Genomic DNA, 23,091 nt, shown 5'->3' with positions numbered 1-23,091 from the left:
ACCCGGAAAACCAATGCCCGGCCGCTATCCGCATCCGCTCAGACCCTCTCGTAGACCCGGCGCACACGGTCCTGCAGGTACACCTGATTGAACGAACCTCCCGAAGCCGCTTCATCGAACCATTTCCGCCCTGTCGCCTGGCACAGATCACAAGCGTCCCGCGGGATGTGAACACCAAGGATGTGACGGTCGGTGCTGGCGCTCGAATCGATCGACAAGGCCCCCGCGCAATGGGAGCATACCCGGATCCTCTCGCGCTGCTTTTCGTAGATGACATCGGTGTCGTAGAAGATATTGCGGTTCCGTTCGACGATCTCCCCCTCGGCGTAGCTGGTCTTCTTCAGCCCCCCCTCGAGAAAGAGGGCCTTGATCTCGTCGACCACGCGGTGGATGTGCATGGTGATATCAGGAGGCTGGGGCCGATAGTCCCGATCGTAATTGGGCTCTTTGACGTAGGATGTGTCCATGCCCGCCATCGCCATGATGATCCCCAGATTGACATAGGGCAGTGCATCCTCCACGGCATAGCCCCCCTCGAGCACAGCGATATCGGGTCTTAGACGGGCATTCAACTGGGCGTAACCGCGCGCCGAAAAATTCATGTTGGTGATGGGATCGTTGAAATGGTTGTCCTGGCCGGCGGAATTGATCACCAACTCTGGCTCGAACCGCTCCAGAAGCGGCATGACCAACTCCTCGAGAGTGTAAAGAAATCCTTCCTCACCGGTCTTGGGGGGCAGCGGGATATTGACGGTGGCACCCTGGGCGTTCGGGCCGCCCGCCTCGTGGGGAAAACCCGAGCCCGGGTAAAGGGTCCGCCCGTCCTGATGAATCGATATAAACAGGGTGTCCGGGTCGTGCCAGTAGATGTCCTGGGTTCCATCCCCATGGTGGCAATCCGTATCGACGATCGCCACCTTGCGGATCCCGTAGCGGTCACGCAGATATTCGATCATGATGGCTTCGATATTGATGTTGCAGAACCCTCGGTTGCCGTGTACGACCCGCATGGAATGATGCCCGGGCGGTCTTACGAGCGCGAAGGCGCTTTCCACTTCGCCTCTGAGCACCGCATCCCCAGCCACCAGACACCCGCCGGCGGATATGAGATGGCTTTCCGTGGTCACGGCCTGCTCGTCAGGCACACAGAAATGCACCCGTTGAATATCAGCCGCCGTGGCCGGCTTGACCCGGTACTCGATGATGCCGTCCACATCCAGCAGCCCTTCCTCCATCACCTGATCCTGGGTGTAAAGGAGTCGCTCTTCTCTTTCAGGGTGGGTCGGGCTGATGGCCCAGTCAAAGGCCGGGAAAAAAACCAACCCGATCTTGCGTGAAGCTCGCAGCATGTCATCAGCCTCGCTTCCATTGGGGGATCAACCCTGGAACAACGCACAGCTTCAGGCGGATAATCTGCCCGGTGCGGGAAAATCCCCTGATCATGTTGAAGACCTGTTTTTCAGCAATCGTGATGGGAACCGTCCCTCCAGGAGCCCCGCTGCGCTCGGCCCGCGCGATGAGGACTTCCGTAGCCCTGTCGACGGCCTGGTCGACATTGAAACGATAGGGTATACTTTCCATGATATCCGCTTCCGGGATAACGAGGGTCCCCCGCTGCGTATCGGCATGAAGGTTGATCTCGGAAGTGACCCGCGCAACCGCGGCCCCGATGGCATTCGCCACGCCGGAGTGGGGGGGCAGACGGTAAGGCAGTTCGAGGGCCGCACTCACGTAATCGGCCAACTGCGCCGCAGGACCGCCGATGATGACGATCGCCTCCGGCACGATCCTGCTCTCCTGCAGCACCTCGTAGATGGTGTAAACGGGTCTTTCGTTGATGGCGAAGACAAAGGCCCGGGCAGCCTCCGCGATGGTCTTGGCCATGCGCTCGAGCACCTGCTCCGCCGCTGTCAGGGGATCCAATCCCCCCATGCGCGCACCAAGGGCCTCCATGGCCGCTCGGGCCCGCTCGCGGCTCCCCATATTCAAAAGCCCCAGGGTAACCATGGCATCGGTAGGCGTGGGCACCGGTCCACCCAGCGCCATCGGAGGGCCCTGCCTCAAAGGGCCGACCTTCAGCGCCCCGTTTTTCTGCAGCTGGACTTCGCTGTCGCCACCTACACCGATAGATCGCGTGTAGAGCGAACGGATCAACGTGCGAAACATTCCGATCTGGATCCCAATCGGGGCCAGAAGTGGAACACCGTTCAGGACAACGGCCATGTCCGTAGTCGTCCCCCCGATGTCCAGGACCAGCGATACCCCGCGGCACCCATCGACGGCCAAGGCACCCATGACGCTGGCGGCGGGACCGGACTGGGCCGTTCTGGCAGGGAAACCGATGCTCTGCTCCAGGGCTATGGTGCCCCCATCCGGCTTCAGAAGGTAGCGGGGCGCGTCAAGCCCTTTTTCCTTCAGGATCTGCGTAAGGCATCCGGCAAAGCGCTTGTGCATTCCGCTCAGGGCCGCGTTGAGATAGGTGGTCGTTATCCTTCGCGGGAAATTCAGAATGCCTGAGACCGAATGCCCCAGCGCCACCTCTGCAAACCGGTCGCCGACCCACTGGGCCATCTGCAGTTCATGCGCCGGGTTGCGCACGGAAAATTTACCTACGATCCCGATGGTGTGAATACCCTCACGGCTGATCGTGTCCGCTGCCGACTGGACCTCTTCCTTTCTGAGAGGCAGGGTTTCGAAACCCTGATGGTCCAGGGCGCCACCCACAACGTGGTAAGACGGACCGATGGTAAACCACTCCGGTTTCATTCCAGGACCTGCAGAGACGATTATACCGGTCGGGTCGAGAAGATCCTGGATAATCGCGTTCGTGGCCAGGGTGGTCGAAAAGGCCATCCGTTCGATCCTGTCGGGCGGTACCCCTTTCAGGGTCTTGTCGAGAGACTCTCTGAGGGTCTGCAGCAAATCATCGCTTGTCGGCGTCTTGGTCTCCAGCAAAACGCCGGATTCATCGATCAGGACGGCATCGGTCTGGGTGCCGCCAACATCCAATCCTAGAATCATGCTATCCCTACCCAATCGTTCGAATTATCGCACAGTCGCCACATCGGGGCCAAACCGCAGGCCAACGGCCCGCTGACCATCAAACACCGTATCTACTCCCCCAAACGGATACGATCCGCCGGACCAAAGCACGGTAACGATAGCTGAAATGCACAGAAAATCAAAGCATATTCCTAGCCCTTCCGCACCCGGGAGGACGGCGGTCCACTACAAGCGTTTCTTGCATCAGCCCGCGATTCAATGTATATTTTTTGTTTATTTGCAGCGATTTTGGGTCCGGCCAATCTCCGGGATGAAGCCGGCGCCTGACAGGCGCTCCCTGCACGATCGACATCAAAAAATCCGCTACCCGGCAAAAAGGCAACACAGAATGCACCAGACACGCAACTTCAGCATCATCGCGCACATCGACCATGGGAAATCGACCCTTGCGGACCGTATGATCCAAATGACCGGGTTGGTCGATGAACGCAAATTCAGAGATCAGATTCTGGACAACATGGACATCGAACGGGAGCGGGGAATCACCATCAAGAGCCAGGCAGTCACCCTCCCCTATGTCGACTCGAAAGGGGAATCCTTCCATCTCAACCTGATCGACACCCCCGGACACGTGGATTTTTCCTACGAGGTCTCACGCGCCCTGGTCTCATGCGAGGGGGTGCTGCTCCTCATCGACGCCTCCCAGGGGGTCGAGGCGCAGACCCTGGCCAATCTGTATGCGGCCATGGAGCACAATCTGGTCATCATCCCCGTCATCAACAAGATAGACCTTCCTTCGGCCGACGTCGAGCGCGTCAAGGAGCAGATCGAGATGGACCTCGGCCTCGATTCCGATACGGCCCTTCTCTGCTCTGCAAAAGAAGGGATCGGTATCCAGGAGGTCATGGAAGCCATCACCCGGCTGATCCCCGCTCCGGAGGGCGACCCCTCGAAACCCCTGACGGCGCTTGTCTTCGATGCCAGTTACGACCCTTTCCGGGGCACGATCGTCAGCTGCCGCATCTTCGATGGAGAGATAAAGGCCGGCGACATCATTCGGTTCATGTCCACCGACAACACCTATAAAGTGGAAGAGGTCGGGCTCTTCCAGTTGACCCGAAATCCCCAGAAAAAGCTTTCCGCAGGTGATGTGGGATACATCATCGCGGGCATCAAGACCGTCCAGGACACCCGGGTGGGTGACACCATCACGCTCGACACGGCGCCCGCCCCTAAAGCGCTGCCCGGGTTCAGGCTGGTCAAGCCCGTCGTTTTTTCTTCGGTCTATCCCATGAGCTCGGAGGATTACGAAGACCTGACGGCAGCCCTCGAAAAATACCAGCTCAACGACGCAGCCCTGGTCTATCAAAAGGATTCCTCAGCAGCCCTCGGCCTCGGGTTTCGGTGCGGGTTCCTCGGACTCCTACACCTCGAGATCTTTCAGGAGCGGCTCGAGCGTGAGTTCGGCCAATCCGTCATCATGACCGTGCCGAGCGTCCGCTACCGGTTCGTTCTCACGAACGGGGAGACCATCGAGGTGGACAACCCACTCTATTATCCTGACCCGGCGACCATCCAGGAATCCCTCGAACCCTACATCCGTACGAGCATCCTGATCCCCGAACGCTACATGGGGACCGTCATGGACCTGTGCCTGGAGCGGCGCGGGGTCAACAGCAAGTTCAATTACCCGACTCAGGGGCGCATCGAGATCCAGTTCGACATGCCTCTGGCCGAGGTCCTTTACGATTTCTACGACCGGCTCAAGACCGTCACCCAGGGGTATGGCTCCTTCGACTACGAATTCCTGGATTACCGTGCCAACGATCTCGTCAAAGTCGATATCCTCGTCAACAGCGAAAAGGTCGATGCGCTGTCTCAGATCGTTCACAAGGACCGGGCCAGAACCCGGGCGCTGCAGGCCTGCGAACGGCTGAAGGAGGAAATTCCGCGCCACCTCTTCAAGATCCCGATCCAGGGGGCCATCGGAGGCACCATTATCGCCCGGTCAACGATCTCTCCGTTCCGCAAGGACGTAACCGCCAAATGCTACGGCGGCGACATCACCCGCAAGCGTAAGCTCCTCGAAAAACAGAAAAAGGGCAAAAAGCGGATGAAAACCATCGGGTCCGTATCCATCCCCCAAAGCGCTTTCGTAGCGGTTTTCCGTTCCGAAAGCAAATAGAGGGCGCCTGATTGGAAAGACCCGGGCTCTATGTCCACGTCCCCTTTTGCCGGGAAAAGTGCCCTTACTGTGGATTTTTTTCGGTGCCCCGTCTGTCCATGCTCCCGCAATGGATGGCGGCCCTCCCGCGGGAGGCCGACTTTTACCGCGGGGCCTTCGATGCCTTCGACAGCCTTTACATCGGCGGCGGCACGCCGTCGATCCTCGGGGTTGAAGAGCTTGCCGCCCTCTCAACCGCGCTCCGCCGGCGCTTCAGCTTTACCAGGGATGCCGAAATCACGCTGGAAACCAACCCAAAGGATCTGACACCCGAAAAGGCGCGCGGCCTCCGCGCCCTCGGCTTCAATCGCCTCATCCTGGGGGTCCAGTCCCTCGATGACGATGTACTTCGCTTCCTCGGTAGAACCCACAACGCCTTCGAGGCGCGTGCGGCCCTCGACCATGCGCGGGACGCCGGATTCCCGGTGATCGGTGTGGATCTCATGTACGCCCTTGGAGACCCGGTCCTCGACCGAAGATGGGGGGAAACCCTTCGCGCCGTTCTCGAATATGAACCCGAACACCTCTCCTGCTACACCTTGACGATAGAACCACATACCGTGTTCGAAGCACGCACCCGCAAAGGTGTGCTCAATCGAACAGGTGAGACGGATGCCCGCCGCTTGTTTTTGGAAACCACCACGTTTCTCGAAGCATCCGGATATCACCATTACGAAGTCTCCAATTTTGCCCGAGAACACTCCTTGAAGGCACGCCACAACCAAAAATACTGGCGCCACACTCCCTATCTCGGCCTGGGGCCCGCGGCCCATTCCTTTCTGGGCAAACGCCGGTGGTGGAACCCTTCATCGATCAGACGGTATTGCAAGGCCATTGAAGCCGGAGTGCAGCCCGCGGAAGGATGGGAAACCCTTACGGACGATCAGATAGCTCTTGAAAAGGTGGCCTTGGGACTGCGGATGCGCGAAGGCTTCCGCCTCGATCCGGCGCTCTCCCGCCGGATACCGGCCGAGCGTCTCCTGCGCCTGGAGGAGGAAGGGTTGATCGAGCTGCATGGAGACCGGGTTCGACCGACCCTCAAAGGGATGCTCGTTGCAGATCATCTGCCGCTGGAGCTTCTTCCCTAGCGGCCATCCGGAAATGATTTCGCGGTAGAACCCAGTTTCCATCCGGAAATGGTCTTTTTGGCCAATCTCGGCGTCGATCTGCACGTTTGCTTGTGCGGCGACCACCAGGTCACCTCCGCACAAATGCTTGATTTCCTTGATATTGGCCAAAAATCCTCATTCCCGGATTGGAAACTACCTAGCGGCGTCCGGGAAATGCCATCCGGTTTCCATCCGGAACACGGCCTTTCCGGCAAACCTTTTCAATTTCGTGCCGCTGCGCCGCGCCGCAAAAACAGCCGAGCCTAGCGGAAAAGCCATCGGAAAGACCCGTCCATTCCGAATCGGGTTAAGGCTTTTGTGGAAAAAAGGTTTTCAGGATCATGCCAAATAAAGGATGATAGAGGATGAACCGTCCAACACAAGTCCATCGTTTGGTCGGCAAGGGAGATCATCATGCAGAAAACCGCTGTGGCGCACCTTTTTTTGTCCATGCTTTTTCTCGCCGTCTTTCCCCTGGCGGCGCCGGCGGAAGAATCCGTCGACACCGACCGCCTCAGAAACGAGATGGTCGAAACGCAGATCCTCGGCCGCGGCCTCACACAACCCCGCGTGATCGAAGCGATGAGGAAGGTTCCGCGACATCTCTTCGTACCCGAATCCTGGCGGGCCCAAGCTTATGAGGATCACCCCTTGCCGATCGGCATGGGTCAGACGATTTCGCAACCCTTCATCGTCGCCTTTATGGCGGCAGCGCTCGACCTGAAACCGGACGACAAGGTGCTGGAGGTCGGCACCGGATCCGGCTATGCCGCCGCCGTCCTCGCGGAAATCGCAGGCAGCGTTTACACCATCGAAATCCTGGAGCCCCTGGCTGAAAAGGCCCGGGTGCTCCTTGCCGAACTAGGGTATGAACGGGTTTATGTCAAGACCGGAGACGGCTATCTCGGCTGGCCGGAGGAGGCACCCTTCGATGCCATGATTGTAAGCTGTGCACCGGACAAGATACCGGGCACCCTCCTCGAACAGCTGGCCGAGGGAGGCCGGATTATCATCCCGGTGGGTGAAGCCGGCGGCGTGCAAAAACTGGTGAAGGGGATCAGGCAACAGGGGCGCCTCAGCATCACGGAGGCCATGAACGTTCGGTTCGTTCCCATGATCCATGCGCCCGCCGCCCCATCCGTTTCACCCTCGGTTGGCGAATAGATTTCCCTGCAGATCGACTTCTTCCACCTTGCCCGTTTCGCCGGTCCTGCCGGCCAGACCAGCCTCGCCTTTGAGGAAGTAGCGCTCGAACATCCGGTTGAATTCGGTCCAGGCACCCTCCTTCCGATCCCGGTCCATAAAACGATGCAGACCGTTCATCTTGGCGTCCAAATCGTCGACCAGGTGCAGCGCGAACCCTTCCAGGAATTTGGGGCGCTTGGGGGAGCCGAATTCAAACTGCCCGTGATGGCTCAGGATCAAATGCCTCAAGCGCAGGGCCAGGTCCTGCGGAAACTGTCTCAGTTCGCCGATCTTTTTGTCCAGGATGGCTATCCCCAGCACCACATGGCCGACCAAGCGCCCTTCATCGGTGTAATCGATCTGGAGATCATAGCTCAATTCCCGGATCTTGCCGATATCGTGCAGAAACGCCCCCGTCAGCAGCAGATCCCTGTTCAGATAGGAGTAATGCTCTGCCACCGCGCGCGCCATACGACACACGGAAAGGGTATGCTCCAGAAGGCCGCCCAGATAGTTGTGGTGCATGTTCTTGGCGGCCGGTGCTTCCTTGAAGGCATCCATCAGAGGCTTGTCGGCGAAGACCCGGTCGATGAGACTGGTCAGGTGCCTGTCCCTGACCGATTTCAGGCTATCCCGTAAACCCACCATCATTTCGGATTGCGGATAAGGCGACGATTCGACGAATAGCGACCGGTCGAAGCGTTCTCGAGGCACGTTCAGACGGTTTATCCTCAGCTGGAGGCGATCCCGGTAAGAGCCGGTATCCCCCTCCACTTCGATGACATCCCCACCTTGAAACAAGGCCCCCAAGGATTCGGCCTGGTCCCATACCTTGGCCTCTATCTCGCCGGTCCTGTCGCCCAGGATGAGGCTCAGAAAAGGCTCGCCCTTGCGCGTGGTGCCGAGCGATTTTTCCTTCACCAGGTACAGCCCGGTGATCCTGTCGTTTGCGCCCAGATCCTTCAACCATATGTGCGGTGCAGGCACCCGGCTCAGGTCTGCCTCCATGCGGAGCCGCCTCCTCCTGTTTGGTATAGGGTGTCTTTCAATCCTCGAAATGCCCGGTCGGACCTTTGTCCCCGCCCAGCTGCTTGCCCATCTCGTGGATCTTCGCCTCGGTCCATTGCGCCGGATCTTCAATGCGGCGCCCTTTGGGGCCCAGATCGTAAGAGCCGGCGTCGAGAATGGCATCGATGCCCAGCGCCGCCGTATCCTCCGCGTTGAAAACCTTGGTCAGCAGATCGAAAACGAAGTCCTCCACCCCTTTCGCCATCCGTTCGCGGACCTCGGCCGGCTGGCTCAGGAGCTTGTTTTCAAACGGCAGGTTCAGCTTCTTGTAGTCCCCGGCCTTGAGCCCCTTGCCTTCAGCGTAGGCGACCATCTCGGTCCAGAGCGAATCCACCATCCCGCGATCCGATTCCTTGATGAAGCGCCCCGCTTCATCCAACTGAGCGTTGCCATACGCATTGACCTTGACGCCCCATGTGAGCATCTGCAGGGCCGTGGCGACATTGGCTTTGGTCGTCCGCGTCTCCTGGGCGATCCGCTTCAGACGTTCGGAGCTGTTGCCGGAGGTCCCGTGCTGAGCGCCCGACACCTTGTATTTCACCAGAGCCTGATGGATCTCGGCCGTCAGAGGAACCTGGATCCCGGCGTCACTCTCCTCGATGCCGTGGGTGGTTCCATTGTTGAGAGCGATCCAGTCCGGGAAAATACTGTGTGCATTGAGACCGCGGATCAGAAAAAGGGCCTCCTCGACCGTCGACAACCCGGCTTTCCCCTTGATTTCACCAACCTCGGTCTCATGCCCAGCCCAGCTCGGCACATACTGACTGAGTTCGATGCTGGCCAGCAGGTTTTCATCGTCAGGCAGGTGGGAGGCATCGATGGCGATCGATGTCATGCCCGCATCGAAGAGAGACGGGATTTCTGTACGGGCCACTGCGATGTCTTTTTCTCCCTTGATCCCGTAGTGATCGGCGTGGACCGCCACAGGCACCGTGATCCCCAGTTCGTTGCATACGGCATCCACCTGACGGGCGATATTCCAGTAGTTGACGGCACAGTATGCGCCGGTCCCGCCTTCGGATTTGGCGATCTCGATGATGATGGCGGCATTGGCCCGCTGTGCGGCGCGCAAGGCGCCGCGGATCACGAAGTGATTCCGCCCGTTGGCGGCGATCGTCATGGCCTTGCCTTTGGCCAGCATGGCCCGATCGATAACCTTTCCGCTGACCAGCAGCGCCCTCGAATGCGGAAACAGCTTGACCACATTGGGGGGACGACCGACCGCCAGCGCCTTGTCGAAATTCGACGATCCTTTTCCCTTCACATATGTCATCATAGGATCCTCCTGTCGTAAGTGGGATGAAAGCGGCTTTTCCGGATACAAAGGCCCGACCGTCCGGTTTTTGTCTTCAAACAACGCTTCGGCGACGTTTCCTTACCGGGCGAAACACGAAAATATCTCTGTGGCATCAGGCGCAGGGCACCCTTACCGAACCAGAATTTTATACGAGAAACGATGTTAAGGATAGGGAATAGACGCAAGGGTTGTCAAGCGGACGTTTGCCGGGCTCCACCCTCTACCGTTGCCGGGAGGCCGACTTTCTGATAAGGTTGGAAGCCACTTTCACGCAAACCCTCTCTCGAAGATCGGCACAAACGGATCGCGGGGGTGAAAAGACAGGCTGACAAAACCATCCGCGGACTGCAAGGTCCGAATTTCAAACGCAGCCAGACCCGAAAACCGCAGACCTCGATCAGCGTCATCGTGCGCCGCCGTCTGCAACAATCTGGAAGGGATAGACACCGACCATGGAAAATCGGAACGAAGCCGGCAGTTCGCCCGAACAGGGGCAAATACCACCCCCCTGCATGATTTATGTCGATCTGGAAGGAAAATGGTACCACAAAGGCGCAGAAATCATTCGGCTGGACATGATCCGGCTATTCTGTGAAAACATGACCCTGGATGAAGCGGGCCGATACATCATTACCTGGGACGGCAAACCGTGCGTTCTGGATGTCGAAGATACGGCCTATGTCGTCCGCTCCGTCACCTGGTCATCTCAAAAAGGAATAGAGAACGGGCGATTTCTTCTCGAGCTGAACGATGAGAGCAAAGAATTCCTGCGGCCCGAAACCCTGAAGATAAGAAAGGACAACGTCCCTTACTGCCAAGTCAAGGAAGGCGCCTTTCCAGCGCGCTTCAGCCGACAGGCCTACTACGAAATCGCCCGGCATATCATCGAGGTCGACGGGAGATTCTATTTACCGGCCGAGGGCGAACGGCACCCTCTCTGAACGGGCATATCCCCGGCAGCTTCGACCGCACGATATCGGGCAAAAAGACCCTTTCCGGTTGGAAACTATCTGTTTTCCACCGGTGAAACAATCTCGATCTTTGCGTGCTTCCTCAAATCGTCCAACCATCCTTCAAAGGCCTGACGATGCTTGACCTGGATGAGGGTATGGCGTAAATCCTGGTTATCCTTTTCGAACAGCTCCATATCGACAGGCTCCACCCCCTCCCATCGCATCACATAAGCCCCGCGCTCGTTGGTAAAAGCCTCTTGCGGATAAGGATTTTCCCGGCTCAAACGGAATGCGGCATCGTTGAACGCCTGGTTGTACCCTATCCCGATCACGCTTCCCCGGCGTGTAAAGGCAGGGGGCGTCTCGATGGTGACGCCTTCTTTACCGACCAGGGCGTCCCATGACTCCCCACCCCGCAAGGCCTCGAGAAAGGACTCGGCGCGCTTCTTCGCCTCATCCAGGAGAATCTCCGCCTGATAGTCCGCCTTCACCTTGTCCGCGACCTCGCCGAAATCAGGCAAACGGGGCTCTTTACGTTCCACCACCTGGAACAGATAATATTTGCCGCCTATCTCGACCACTCCGCTAACTTCGAGTTCTTTCAAAGCAAAAAGCGTACTCAGATCCCGCTTGGGATCGGGGCCAAGCTCCGGAAGGCCGGTCCTGGAATCAAAAAAATCGGACTCTTTGGCCGACAAGTTGTTTTCGGCCGCGAATTCGGTCAATCGGATATCATAAGGCATCCGGTCGATCAGCGAAAGCGCCTGGTCCTTCGCCATCTCGGAAGCGGCGTTTTTGATCAGGGTTTCCTCGATCCTCCCTCTCACCTCATCCAAGGGTTGAACACCCTCTGCCCGGCGCTCCTCCACCTCGATGAGCTGATATCCGGTCGGGGTTCGAACAGGCTCGCTGATCTCCCCGGCCTTCAAACCGAAAACCATATCCCGGACACCTGCCAATTCAACGGGAAGCTTTTCCTTGGAAAAGAAACCGAGTTCGCCCCCCTTGGACCGCGTCTCGCTCTCCGAATAGGTAGCGGCCAACTCGGCAAAATCCACCCCCTCCAACGCCTGGGCGCGGACCTTCCCGGCCATTTCAAGCACTACTTTTTCCTCCGCATCGGTTGCATCTGCAGAGACCTTGAAAAGGATATGCCGCACCCGGACCTCTTCCGGTTTGGTAAACAATTTAAGGTTGTTTTCGTAATAATGGACCACATCCGACTCGTCGATGTCCACCTGCTCCCTTAAATCATCAGGATTGAACTCGATATAACTCACCTTTATTTTTTCGGGCATTTTGTACTTCGGCCGATTTTTTTCGAAATATTCCTGAACCGCTTTTTCATCCATGCCCACATCGGCGTTTTCCTTCGGGCTGAATAGGGCGTATTGGATCCTCACCTTTTCATTGTCAAACAAGAAATGCTCCATCAGCTCCTTTTCGGTCACTTCGGTGAAGGCAAAAATAAACTGTTTGAGCTTCTCCTGAAGCAGATCCTGCCGCAGCGTCGCTTCGAAATCCTCCGGCGCCATCCGATTGTGATTCAAAAGCATCCGGTACCGGTTCAAATCAAAGCGCCCCTCGACCTGAAAGGCGGGATAAGACATGATGGTCTTCTGAATCTCTTCTTTCGTTACGCTGAAACCCAGTCGTTCCGCCTCCTGAACCAGCAGTTTCTGTTGAATCAGGAATTCGAGCGCACGGGTCTTGAGCTGCAGCGCCTCGATCATACCCTCGTTCCAGAAATCCTTATACTGGGAACGCATTCGCTCGACGAAGTCACCATAGGCCTTCTCGTATTCGAGCCCGCTGATCAGTTCGCCGTTGACGTAGGCGACCTTGACACCTTCTCTGGAGGTAAAGGAATACCCGAAATAAAAAACGAAGACCAACGCGATGATGGTTATCAAGAATTTGATCAGCCATGATTTGGCGTGCTTCCTCATGAGACTCAGCAGCATCCGGTGAACCCTCCTGGAACCTCGATATTCTTGGCGGTCCTTGATTTGGCAGAGAAAATCTCTTCTATCCCCCTCCCGTTCGCTCAACTCGCCGGGAAAACGGAGTTCTGTTTGATAACACGATCTTTTTGGGATGTCCATGACAATTTGGGCGGTGCATGGACGCTCCGCCGCCGGTCACTATCCGCAAGACATGCCGCCATCCGGTACCTTTCCGGATCTCAGCGGGAAACATCGGGAACACCCTCGACCCGCTCGAACATATCCCGAAGATTCTTCGACAGATACCATCTCCCGTTGGCAAAGACGCCGTAATCCGCTCCCGCCATGGCCGAAGCGAATCGGATGGAGTTGGCGTAAAACAGCCATTGCTCGACCCACATCTTTTCAATCGACTCGTTGAAGAGACTGTCGCCTTTGTCCAGCCCCTTGGCCAGCCCTTTCTTCCAGGCCGACATGAGCACGTTGGTAGCCGCGAGGGTCATGGCATCCGTCGTCTTCAGACTCTCTTCGAAGCGATTGAAATGCCCGGCGACCCAGCCGCTCGAATGGCAGCCGAGGCAGGTTTTCTGCATCCTTTCGAGGCGCAAGGCCTGCTCCTTTTCCGATATCAGAAAGGCCGCCGCCGGCTCTCCGGTCAGCTCGGTCGGCAGCGTCTGCCCTGCCGCGTTCCGTATGATGGTTGTGTCCGCGCTGATGGGATGCGGATGGGAATAAATGAGTCCGAAGATCCGCTGCGGCAGCCGGTCGTTCATCCGGTGGGTCCGTTCGACCAGCACATCGCCTCCCGGCCCGATCAGCAGGCTGACGTGGCAGGTTGCACAGGTGGGCGCCGTCAGATCCCTGCCGATAGCCCAGGGCACCGCGTCGAAATTCCAATCCCCGCTCTCGGAGGAATAAATGCCTCCGTGCTTACTGACCTGATAGACTGAATAGGCAGGCACATCGGGTCCCTTGTGGCACTCTGCGCAGGTATGCGGCTTGCGGGCCATGGCCATGGAAAACCGATGGCGGGTGTGGCACGCGCTGCACGCGCCCTTCGTCCCATCCGGGTTGATCCGCCCGACACCCTGGTTCGGCCAGCCGGAAAGGACCGGGACCTCCACTTCCCCGAAATCCGAAGCGACAGTCCGTTTGCCTGCCACCGTCACTTTCGTGCCGTGGCAAAAAAGGCAGGAATCGGCATGGGTCTCCGCAGATGGAGGATTCAACTTCATATGGCTCCCCTCGATCTGCGCCACGGCGTTGATGTTGTCCATCAGGTCCCGGTAAACCGGGTTTTCGAGAAGGTTCCCATTGGCGTGGGCCATCAGATTCTCACCATACTGGTCCACCTCTTTCGGGTGGCACACGGCACAATCTCCAGGGGTCACAACGGTATGCACCGTATAGCCGTTGTGTTCGAACGCGTCCGGATGCGCCTCCGATCGCATCGAGTGGCATTCCGCGCAACCAACGACGCGCTGGAGCAGGCCTTCGGGTGGAGTTGCGGCGGAGACCCGCCTCTCGAGCGGCTGTTTCGCAAACGCCTCAGCCGACGTCACCCTCCCGTGCCTGCTCTTCTGCCATTCGGCAACAATCCCCGGGTGCAGATGCGTATGACACTCGAGACAAGCCTGCGTATCACCGCTCGGCCGCACCTCGGCCGCAGCCCCTCCGGCAAGACACAGGACCATGGCAACCGCTGTCAGGCTTGCGCGCATCTTCCTCTCCTTTCCTTCCGAGCCGGCGGTTGCCGCCCGGGCAGCGTGGATCGTCGTTTTCCTATAATCGGAGACCGGGATCGATTTGTCCCGGGAGTCGCCGCCGGTCCGCCCAGGCCGCCTCATCCTTCAAAAAATCAGACAATAAGGATAGACGCCGGCCGGAGACCCACGCTCAGGAGCCGCCGGCTCCCGGTCCAACACTCACCACCACGTATCCTTCAGGCTTGAACACGCTCCGGACCGCCCCCAGGACATCCGCCGACGTCACCTTCCCGATCGCCTCGATGAACCGCGCCTGGTGATCATAGCCGAGCCCGTAAAGCTCGTCCAGAGACATCTGCATCGCCTGGCTGCCGTTGGTCTGCCGGTCGATCGCCATCTGACCGAGCAGATATCTTTTGGACGCCCCCAACTCCTCTTCGGAGACCCCCTCATCCCTCAGCCTCGCCAGTTCCTTGAAGATCATGTCTCTGCCGGTTCCGGCCTTGGCCGGATCACAAGCCAGATAGACCGCAAAAAGCCCGGTTTCGAGGCCCGGCCTCCGGAAGGCCGTCACCGAATAGGCCAGGCTCTGCTTGTCGCGAAGCTCACGAAACAGCCTCCCTCCCATCCCTGAAAGAATGCCGTCGACAAGCGCCATGGACGCATGGGCCGGATCTTTTATCGAAACTCCAAGATACCCGACGGCGAGGTGAGTCTGCGCGCCGGCCCTCTCCAGGTGGGCCAAGCGGGGTTCCGCCAGAGGTGCTTCGCCTGAGACCTCCGGCACGCCGGATGGAGACGAGGAGGTAAAGGAGGAAAAAAGCGACTCCAAAAAGGAAAACAGATCCTCCGAATGGACATCGCCGACCACCGCAAGGACAAAATTGGCCGGAAAGGTCATACGCCCAAACCATTCCGTCAAATCAGAGCGCCGGATGCCGGCGATACTCTCGGCCGTCCCTGTCTCGGGCCGGCCATAGGGGTGCTGCCGATAAAGGGTCGCCTCGAGGAGGTCGAAAAGCAGAGCGGTTGGACGGTCTTCTTTGGATCGGATCGCCGCCAGCAGGTCTTCACGCACCTTTTCGATCTCCGCCTCCGGGAAGCTGGGCTTCAGGAGACATTCAGAGAACAGCAGCATTGCGGGGTAAATCTCTTTGCTGAGGAACCGGCCGCTCAGGCCGAAACTGTTCCGGCCCGAAAATCCCTCGAGCTGCCCCGCCCATCCATCCAGGGTGGAGGCGATGTCCTTCATCGTCCGGTTCTCGGTCCCCCGGGTCAACATGAGGGCCATGAATCTGGAAAGCCCCGCTTTATCCGCCGGCTCGAGACGCAATCCTCCCAAAAAAACACCGACAGCCGAAAATACGGGCAGTTCATGATTTTCTTTGACGATCACCCGCATGCCGTTCGGAAAGACCCTCATGGAAACCGGCTGGGGCGCCGCTTCGCGCTCTTCGCCGCCGGCCGCTCGGCTCGAAACGGGCTCGAAGAGCGCCGCGATCTCGTCAGGGCCGATCTGAAAGGTCGTCTCCGAAGGCAGGAGGATCCCCATCGAGAGGTTCTGCGGCCTGAGATACCGCCTGGCGACCCGCTGCACGTCCGCCGGTCCGACCGCACGCAGATCGGCGAGATAGGTTTCCACACGCTGGTACCCGCCCCCCAGCATCTCGAAAAATCCCAAGGTACGGGCCTGCCCCGATACGCTTTCCATTCCGAAGAGAAAATCCGCCTCCACCTGGTTTACCGCCCGCTCCAGCTCCGACGGGTTCACCGGCTCGGTCCCAAGCAGCGCCGTCTCCTCTCCTATGATCGTCAGGACCTGGCCGAGATGCTCCGGACTCAACGTGGAACTGACAAAAAAGAGACCGGGATCCTTCAAGGCGTATGCCCCTGCTGAAACCGAGTTCACCAGCCGCTCGTCGATCCGCAGCCGTGAATGAAGCCTCGAGATCTTCCCGTCTCCGAGGATCGCGCCGAGAAGATCCAGCGCGGGGATATCCCGATCCAGGAGCGGCGGAATATGCCAGGCCATTTCCAGATAGGCCTGTCCGACCTTTTCCTGCATCATCAGCGTTCTGGCTTTTTCCTGAGGCGGCTCCGCGGGCCGCGCGGCCTTACCTGACCCCGGCCTCTCCGGGAAATCCCGGGTGAGGTCCTGGACCCGGCGCAGGATTTCTTTCCGATCGAACTTTCCGATCGCCACCATAACCATATTTTCGGCTGTATACCACTTATCCATATACCGTATGATGGCCTCATGATCGAAGGCTCGGATGGTGTCCATGGTGCCGATCACCGGCCGTCCGTAGGGGTGCTTCTCGAAACAGAGGGCCATCATCTCGCGGCCAAGCCGCCTGTCCGGGATATCCTCCATGCGCCGATACTCTTCGAGGACAACCTCCTTCTCCCGGGCGATTTCCTCCTCATCGAAAAGGGAAAACTGCACCGCATCCAGCAGGACATCCACAGCCGTATCGGTTTCGGAAGCTGGTATCTCCGCGAAATAGACCGTCCGGTCCAGGCTGGTATAGGCATTGATACTGCCGCCGGCCGCCTCGATGGTGCGGGCGATCTCCCCGGTCTGCCGCCTGGGCGTGCCCTTGAAAATCATATGTTCGATAAAATGGGTGATCCCGGCTTCGGCCTCCGTCTCGTTGGCGCTGCCCGCATTGACCCAGACCTGCACCGAGGAAACGGCGGAGCTTGGAACCTCCTTCAGGAGCACCGTCAATCCGTTTTCGAGCCTGATACGGTCTACGCCCTCCACCACCGTGGCGGCCTGGAGGCCCGCAGCGCCCATCAGCAGGATCGTTATGGCTAGAAAGCAACTACGCATTTTTCGCAAGGGTCTCAACATCTCCGTCCTTTCCCGCGCCGACGCACCGCCTCCAGGAGGACAACTGCACTCTTCGAGTGTCTCCGGGAGGTTATCGGCCGAAACCAAAAATGGCATTTTGAATCTAACATATAGCGTTTGTTTTCTGTTGACACACAATATATAGTTAGTAATATAGATCCAAACTTCAATCTGCAGCCCACTTCCTCCTAGCCTGAGCAGACAGCCCGGACTCATCGGAACATCGTTCCAGCAGGGTTGATTTTACATGATCGTTACCCGGGACGTAAAGATCCAGGGAAAAGATGCGTGAGGGACCCATAAGGACCGGGAACGAAACAGGGGCAAGCTTCGGGCCGACGGCCTGATTTTTTCCATGGGCGGGGCGAGCGGATGTGACCACCTGAAACGCTTGAAAAACCACCAAACGGGGGGAGAAGACCAATGGGGGAGAAGGGAAAATTCCTGGTAACGGAGGACGGCAGCCTGGACCTGGCCGCCTACAGGCTGGACGATCATCGGTTCTCGGATCTGCTCGTCAAGGCAAATCCCATCGACGCGACCCGGGCATTGGCCATCAGCCGCTTTTTGCGGGAAGAGCTGATCAGGATGGAGATCCAGACCATCACCATCCCCATGGTCGAAAAGCTGATCGAATCCAAGCTGATCGAATTCGGTCTCACCAAACCCTCCCCCGTCCGCATCGACAAATCTCTCTTCGTGAAGGATTCCATCAGCCTCTCTCAAAATGCCCGCACGGTGCTCGAAAGGCGCTATCTGCGGAAGGACGAAGAGGGCAAGCTCCTCGAGACCCCCGAGGAGATGTTCCGCAGGGTGGCCCACCATATCGCCCTTGCCGAGGAACGCTACGGCGACGGCGCCAAGGTGGCCGAGATGGAGGAAATCTTTTACGAGATGATGACGGAATTTAAATTTCTTCCCAACTCGCCCACCCTCATGAACGCCGGGAGAAGACTCGGCCAGCTTGCCGCCTGCTTCGTGCTCCCGGTTGAAGACAGCATGGAGGGCATCTTCGACGCCCTCAAAAACGCCGCCATGATTCACAAATCCGGCGGGGGGACCGGCTTTTCCTTCTCGCGGCTGCGCCCCAAGAACAGCCGGGTCGGAACCACCGGGGGCGTCGCTTCCGGACCGGTTTCCTTCATGAAGATCTTCAACACCGCCACGGAGCAGGTCAAACAGGGGGGCACCCGGCGGGGGGCCAATATGGCTATCCTGCGCGTCGATCACCCCGACATCCTGGAATTCATCTCCAGCAAGAAGGAGAACAGGGAACTGAACAACTTCAACATATCGGTCGCCGTGACGGATATCTTCATGGATGCCCTCCGAAAGGGAGAACGCTATGACCTGATAGACCCCAGGGAAAAAAGCCCAATCGGCAGTCTGGACGCCCAGGAGGTTTACCATGCCTTAGTCAAACAGGCCTGGGAGAACGGCGATCCCGGCATCATCTTCCTCGACCGGATCAACCGCGACAACCCGACCCCCTCTTTGGGTGAGATCGAAAGCACGAACCCGTGCGGCGAGCAACCGCTCCTTCCAATGGAGGCCTGCAATCTCGGCTCGATCAACCTCGCCAAATTCGTCATCGAAGACGGCGGGAAGACAGCGATCGACTTCGAGGGTCTGGGCGTCTTGATCCACGACAGTGTGCATTTCCTCGACAACACCATCGATATGTCCAAATATCCGCTACCGGAAATCGACCGGATGGTCAAGGGCAACCGCAAGATCGGGCTGGGCGTGATGGGCTTCGCAGACATGCTTTTCAGGCTCGGCATCCCCTATCATTCCGAAGAAGCCCTCGACACGGCTGAGCGGCTGATGGCCTTCATTCAGAAAAAGTCCCGCGACGCCTCCCGTGCGCTCGCCGAGGAGCGTGGTGTTTTCGAGAATTTCGACAAGAGCATTTTCCGGGGCAAAAAAGGGGCGACCTATCGCAATGCCACCACCACCACTATTGCGCCGACCGGAACCCTCAGTATTATCGCGGGCTGTTCGAGCGGCATCGAGCCGCTTTTCGCCCTGAGCTTCATCCGGCGCGTCATGGACAACGACGAACTACTGGAGGTCAACCCCTGCTTCGAAAACGTCGCCAGAAAGCGCGGCTTTTACACCCGCGAACTGATGGACACCATCGCACACAAAGGGTCCATCCAGGACATAGAAGAGATCCCGGAAGACGTGAGGCGGGTCTTCGCAACCGCACATGACATCACCCCCGAATGGCATGTGCGCATGCAGGCTGCCTTTCAGAAGCACACTGACAACGCGGTCTCCAAAACCGTCAATCTGCCGCGGGATGCCACCGTGGAAGATGTCCAAAATGTCTATGACATGGCCTACGAAATGGGCTGCAAGGGGGTCACGATCTACCGCGACGGCAGCAAGGAACACCAGGTCCTTTCGGTGGCGCACGAGGAAAAACGGGCGGAAGGCTTCATGACGGCCGTCAAGGAACGTCCGGAAACCCTCGAAGGATTCACCACGAAGATGGTGACAGGCCTGGGAACCCTGTATGTTACGGTTACGGACTACGAAGGCCAGCCCTTCGAGGTCTTTGCAACCATCGGAAAATCGGGGCGCTCGACCACAGCCAAGACCGAAGCCATCGGCCGTCTCGTATCCCTGGCCCTCCGTTCAGGGGTCAAGGTCGATAAGATCGTCGACCAGCTCAAAGGAATCGGCGGAGAGCATCCGGTCTTTCAGAAGGACGGGCTGGTGCTTTCCATTCCCGATGCCATCAGCCGGGTATTGGAAAAACGCTATCTCGAAGGCAGGAGTGCCCGGAAAAACGGGCGCTACGCCAACAGCCTCATGGGCGAGACCTGCCCGGAGTGCGGTCAGGTCATCAGTTTCGAGGAAGGCTGCATGACCTGCCACTTCTGTGGATTCACCAAATGCGGCTGAGGCCCGGCCGTCGTCATGAACCCCTACCTCGCCTTTATACTCATCGTCCTGATCGGGTCCTGCTGCCTCGACCTGCTGGTCGAACGGCTGAATCTGAAAAGCTTCGAGGCGACTTTGCCGGCGGAATTCCAGGGTTATTACGATGAGGCTGGATACCGCCGGTCGCAGGCCTATCTGAGAGCCAACGCCCGACTCGAGATGGTCTCGGAGATCGTCCTCACGGTGTTGATCACTGGATTTATCGTCTTCGGCGGGTTCAATCAGGTGGACGGGCTGGCGCGTACGTTCGGGCTCGGTCCGATCTGGACCGGCCTGATGTTCGCGGGGCTGCTGTTGCTGGCCCGCGATCTGTTGGAAATTTCGCTTTCCGCCTATCAAACCTTCGTGATCGAGGAGACATTCGGCTTCAACCGGACCACCGTGTGGACGTTCTTTCAGGATATCCTGAAAGGTTGGGCCCTGGCCGCCTTCATCGGGGGTCCTGTTTTCGCCGTGGTTCTGTGGTTTTTCGATCATGCGGGACATTTGGCCTGGTTATACTGCTGGGGCCTCATCACCGTTTTACAGCTGCTCTTGCTCTTTGTCGCACCGGTCGTCATCCTGCCGGTCTTCAACCGCTTCGAGCCGCTTCCGGAAGGCCCTCTGCGCACCGCGATCCTCACTTATGCCAACTCCCAGGGATTCAAGCTAAAGGGCATTTTTACAATGGACGCCTCCCGGCGCTCGACCAAATCGAACGCTTTTTTCATCGGCTTCGGGCCTTATAAACGCGTCGTCCTCTTCGATACCCTGATTTCAAGGCACAGCGAGGATGAAATCGTAGCGATTCTGGCCCATGAAATAGGCCACTACAAACAGCGCCACATCCATAAAACCCTGATGCTGTCTATCTTCACCACGGGTCTGATGCTGGCCCTCCTTTCTCAGTTCATTGGAAATCAGCGTCTCTTCGAAGCATTCCGCATGCAGCAAACCTCTACGTATGCGGCCTTCTTTTTCTTCGGCCTTCTGTACACCCCGCTCAGGATGCTCTTCGGTATATTCGGCAACTTGCTTTCCCGCCGATTCGAGTTCGCTGCCGACACCTTCGCCGTCAAGACCTCTGCCAGGCCCTTGGCCCTTATCGAGGCCCTTAAGAAGCTAAGCGTCGAAAACCTTTCAAACCTCACGCCCCATCGCCTTAAGGTATTTCTTTCCTACAGCCACCCGCCTGTCCTGGCACGGATCCGGGCGATCCATGAAATGCCCCCTTCCCCGATCGGCAGCCCCAAGATCAGTCTTTCTTGAACTGGAAGATCGTTCCCTCCTCGAAAAGCTCTGTCGGACTCTGCTTGAAAAGGGCCGCTGCGGCCCGCTTGAAGTCCTCCAGCGTGTATTCCACCGCCATCTGTCTGGCGATCGTGCCGTGAAACATCTCGACCGGCTCCGGGTCGAGCCCCACCAACTTGCCGCCCTTGTATATCTTCCCCTCCACCAGAAACATATAGAGCGCGTTCATGATCCCTCCGGCAGCGGTGTCCAGATAGGAATCGAGCCACTCCGGCCTGGCGATCCTCGCGTTGAAAAGCGCGTCGATCTTGCCCAGGGGCTCCGGGAATTCAAAGACCCACAGCGCCAGGGGGATCGGATCCAGCCTTTCGAGGTAGCTGTATCTTCCGAAACCTGTTTTATAAGCAGCCAGTTCATCATCCTTCAGCCTGAATTTCTGAGTCAGCATCACCAGTCCGATATCCCACAGACCCATGACGGTCCCTTCGTTTACGGGGACGGGATAGGGGAAGGCCTTGCCCTCTTCGATAGCGCGGATCCGTTCTTCATTCATGTCGTGTTCGTTCCTCCAACGGTTATTTTATGACCCTTAGCCGATGGGTCTCTCTGAGGTGGTGCCATAAGTTCCGGATAATCAACGCAGATGCCTCTTCTTCGGACAGATCGGCGCGTCCGGCCATGCGGCGGCACGCATCGAGCAATGCCTGATTGCCCGAACGGAGACCGAACTGTTCACGGATATACTCAGCCAGTGTATCGTCGAGACCGGCGACCGCCTCCTCCCCCATGTGGGCGATCTCGATCCTGTCCTTGAGGGAAAGATCCGCCGCGAGGCGCCTCACCGCCTCCCCCACCGAGGCTGGGCCGTCCACCAGGGCCCCATTCCTGCCCGGGCGAGTATGGCCGCCGCCTGCCTCATGCACAGTTCCCGCGCCCTCGACCAGATCGAGATACAAGGCAGCCTTCAACACCTTGCGGGTCAACGCGTAGATCTCGGGATCCTTGCTCGCCCTCGGCCCGGCGACATTCAGGGTTCGAATGCCGTACCGCCTTATGAAGTTCTGAATCGCCTGAGCGGCCTGAAAGCCGTTTTGCCTGGCAAGATCACTATGCAAGACCGGGCGCTCGTATCGAAGCGCCAAATCCAGGGTCAGCTTGGACCCCCCTTCGAGATCCCCCCGGGAAAGAATCAGCGTCCCGTCCGAGTCTTTTACGTTTTGCTCGGTTCGGTCCGCATAGCAGTCCGTGGGCATCTCCTGGACGTGGTAACACATCGGGATGACGCCGTCTTCAGCCTTCCGCCCTTTGGGGACCCACCCGCCATGCGGGATATCCCATTCGATGGCGACATCCAGGGCGGCCCGGTCGACGCCCGTCTGGCCCCCCGATACAATCCTCAAGAGCATGGCGGCACTCCTCGATCACAAGACAATATCCGTGTCACAACGACCATCATCGTTTTCACAGCCCTCCTCCACCTTACATCCCTCTTAGCGCTCAATACGCCGGGACCTTCCTCCGGAAGCGGACGACACGGATGATACAATCGAATGCCTCTCCA

The 23,091-nt window shown here is 58.3% G+C and carries 16 protein-coding genes; 7 read left to right on the top strand and 9 right to left on the bottom strand.

Going from position 1 to position 23,091, the window contains the following annotated elements; genetic code table 11:
• Window positions 1–38: 38 nt before the first annotated feature.
• Window positions 39–1,349, bottom strand: a complete 1,311-nt coding sequence (locus ACZ500_RS20625) for a histone deacetylase family protein (RefSeq protein WP_464229343.1) — start codon at window positions 1,347–1,349, stop codon at window positions 39–41.
• 4 nt (window positions 1,350–1,353) lie between these two features.
• Window positions 1,354–3,021: a hydantoinase/oxoprolinase family protein gene (locus ACZ500_RS20620; protein ID WP_464229342.1), complete on the bottom strand. Its 1,668-nt coding sequence runs from the start codon at window positions 3,019–3,021 to the stop codon at window positions 1,354–1,356.
• A 370-nt stretch (window positions 3,022–3,391) separates the two neighbouring features.
• Here ACZ500_RS20620 and lepA point away from each other — a divergent pair, with 370 nt between their 5' ends.
• The 4 genes from lepA (at window position 3,392) to ACZ500_RS20600 (ending at window position 7,500) form a co-directional block, all read left to right on the top strand.
• Window positions 3,392–5,188 carry a translation elongation factor 4 gene (gene lepA / locus ACZ500_RS20615; protein WP_464229341.1) on the top strand — a complete coding sequence of 599 codons (1,797 nt, stop codon included), beginning with the start codon at window positions 3,392–3,394 and terminating at the stop codon, window positions 5,186–5,188.
• Window positions 5,189–5,199: 11 nt separating this feature from the next.
• Window positions 5,200–6,315, top strand: coding sequence for a radical SAM family heme chaperone HemW (hemW, locus tag ACZ500_RS20610; RefSeq protein WP_464229340.1), 1,116 nt, complete (start codon window positions 5,200–5,202; stop codon window positions 6,313–6,315).
• Window positions 6,316–6,363: 48 nt separating this feature from the next.
• On the top strand, window positions 6,364–6,603 hold the full coding sequence (locus ACZ500_RS20605) for a hypothetical protein (RefSeq protein WP_464229339.1): 240 nt from the start codon (window positions 6,364–6,366) through the stop codon (window positions 6,601–6,603).
• 147 nt (window positions 6,604–6,750) lie between these two features.
• Entirely contained in the window at window positions 6,751–7,500 is a 750-nt protein-coding gene (locus tag ACZ500_RS20600) for a protein-L-isoaspartate(D-aspartate) O-methyltransferase (RefSeq protein WP_464229338.1), read from the top strand.
• On the opposite strand, the gene ACZ500_RS20595 is transcribed toward ACZ500_RS20600, so the two are convergent.
• Complete coding sequence (locus ACZ500_RS20595) at window positions 7,480–8,529, bottom strand: 3'-5' exoribonuclease YhaM family protein (RefSeq protein ID WP_464229337.1); 1,050 nt, start codon at window positions 8,527–8,529, stop codon at window positions 7,480–7,482. The two genes, ACZ500_RS20600 and ACZ500_RS20595, sit on opposite strands and share 21 nt — an antisense overlap.
• Before the next feature lie 37 nt (window positions 8,530–8,566).
• Window positions 8,567–9,862, bottom strand: coding sequence for a class II fructose-bisphosphate aldolase (locus tag ACZ500_RS20590; protein ID WP_464233101.1), 1,296 nt, complete (start codon window positions 9,860–9,862; stop codon window positions 8,567–8,569).
• A gap of 476 nt (window positions 9,863–10,338) precedes the next feature.
• On the opposite strand from ACZ500_RS20590, the gene ACZ500_RS20585 reads away from it, so the two are divergent.
• Complete coding sequence (locus ACZ500_RS20585; RefSeq protein WP_464229336.1) at window positions 10,339–10,827, top strand: hypothetical protein; 489 nt, start codon at window positions 10,339–10,341, stop codon at window positions 10,825–10,827.
• A gap of 65 nt (window positions 10,828–10,892) precedes the next feature.
• On the opposite strand, the gene ACZ500_RS20580 is transcribed toward ACZ500_RS20585, so the two are convergent.
• From ACZ500_RS20580 to ACZ500_RS20570, 3 genes are all read right to left on the bottom strand, one after another.
• Window positions 10,893–12,803, bottom strand: coding sequence for a SurA N-terminal domain-containing protein (locus ACZ500_RS20580; RefSeq protein ID WP_464229334.1), 1,911 nt, complete (start codon window positions 12,801–12,803; stop codon window positions 10,893–10,895).
• Between the two features lie 221 nt (window positions 12,804–13,024).
• Window positions 13,025–14,506: a multiheme c-type cytochrome gene (locus tag ACZ500_RS20575; protein WP_464229332.1), complete on the bottom strand. Its 1,482-nt coding sequence runs from the start codon at window positions 14,504–14,506 to the stop codon at window positions 13,025–13,027.
• 175 nt (window positions 14,507–14,681) lie between these two features.
• Window positions 14,682–17,327, bottom strand: a complete 2,646-nt coding sequence (locus tag ACZ500_RS20570; RefSeq protein WP_464233100.1) for a M16 family metallopeptidase — start codon at window positions 17,325–17,327, stop codon at window positions 14,682–14,684.
• A 444-nt stretch (window positions 17,328–17,771) separates the two neighbouring features.
• Here ACZ500_RS20570 and ACZ500_RS20565 point away from each other — a divergent pair, with 444 nt between their 5' ends.
• Window positions 17,772–20,261, top strand: a complete 2,490-nt coding sequence (locus ACZ500_RS20565) for a vitamin B12-dependent ribonucleotide reductase (protein WP_464229330.1) — start codon at window positions 17,772–17,774, stop codon at window positions 20,259–20,261.
• Window positions 20,262–20,276: 15 nt separating this feature from the next.
• Window positions 20,277–21,548, top strand: a complete 1,272-nt coding sequence (locus tag ACZ500_RS20560; RefSeq protein WP_464229328.1) for a M48 family metallopeptidase — start codon at window positions 20,277–20,279, stop codon at window positions 21,546–21,548.
• Here the strand turns inward: ACZ500_RS20560 and ACZ500_RS20555 are convergent.
• A complete protein-coding gene (locus ACZ500_RS20555) occupies window positions 21,535–22,083 on the bottom strand; it encodes a hypothetical protein (protein ID WP_464229327.1) in 549 nt (182 codons plus the stop codon). The two genes, ACZ500_RS20560 and ACZ500_RS20555, sit on opposite strands and share 14 nt — an antisense overlap.
• A 22-nt stretch (window positions 22,084–22,105) precedes the next feature.
• Complete coding sequence (locus ACZ500_RS20550) at window positions 22,106–22,936, bottom strand: putative molybdenum carrier protein (RefSeq protein ID WP_464229326.1); 831 nt, start codon at window positions 22,934–22,936, stop codon at window positions 22,106–22,108.
• Window positions 22,937–23,091: the final 155 nt, after the last annotated feature.

It is taken from the genome of Desulfatiglans parachlorophenolica, assembly GCF_055394735.1.
The sequence above is the reverse complement of the archived record's forward strand: the minus strand, read 5'-3'. Positions and strand labels throughout refer to the sequence as shown.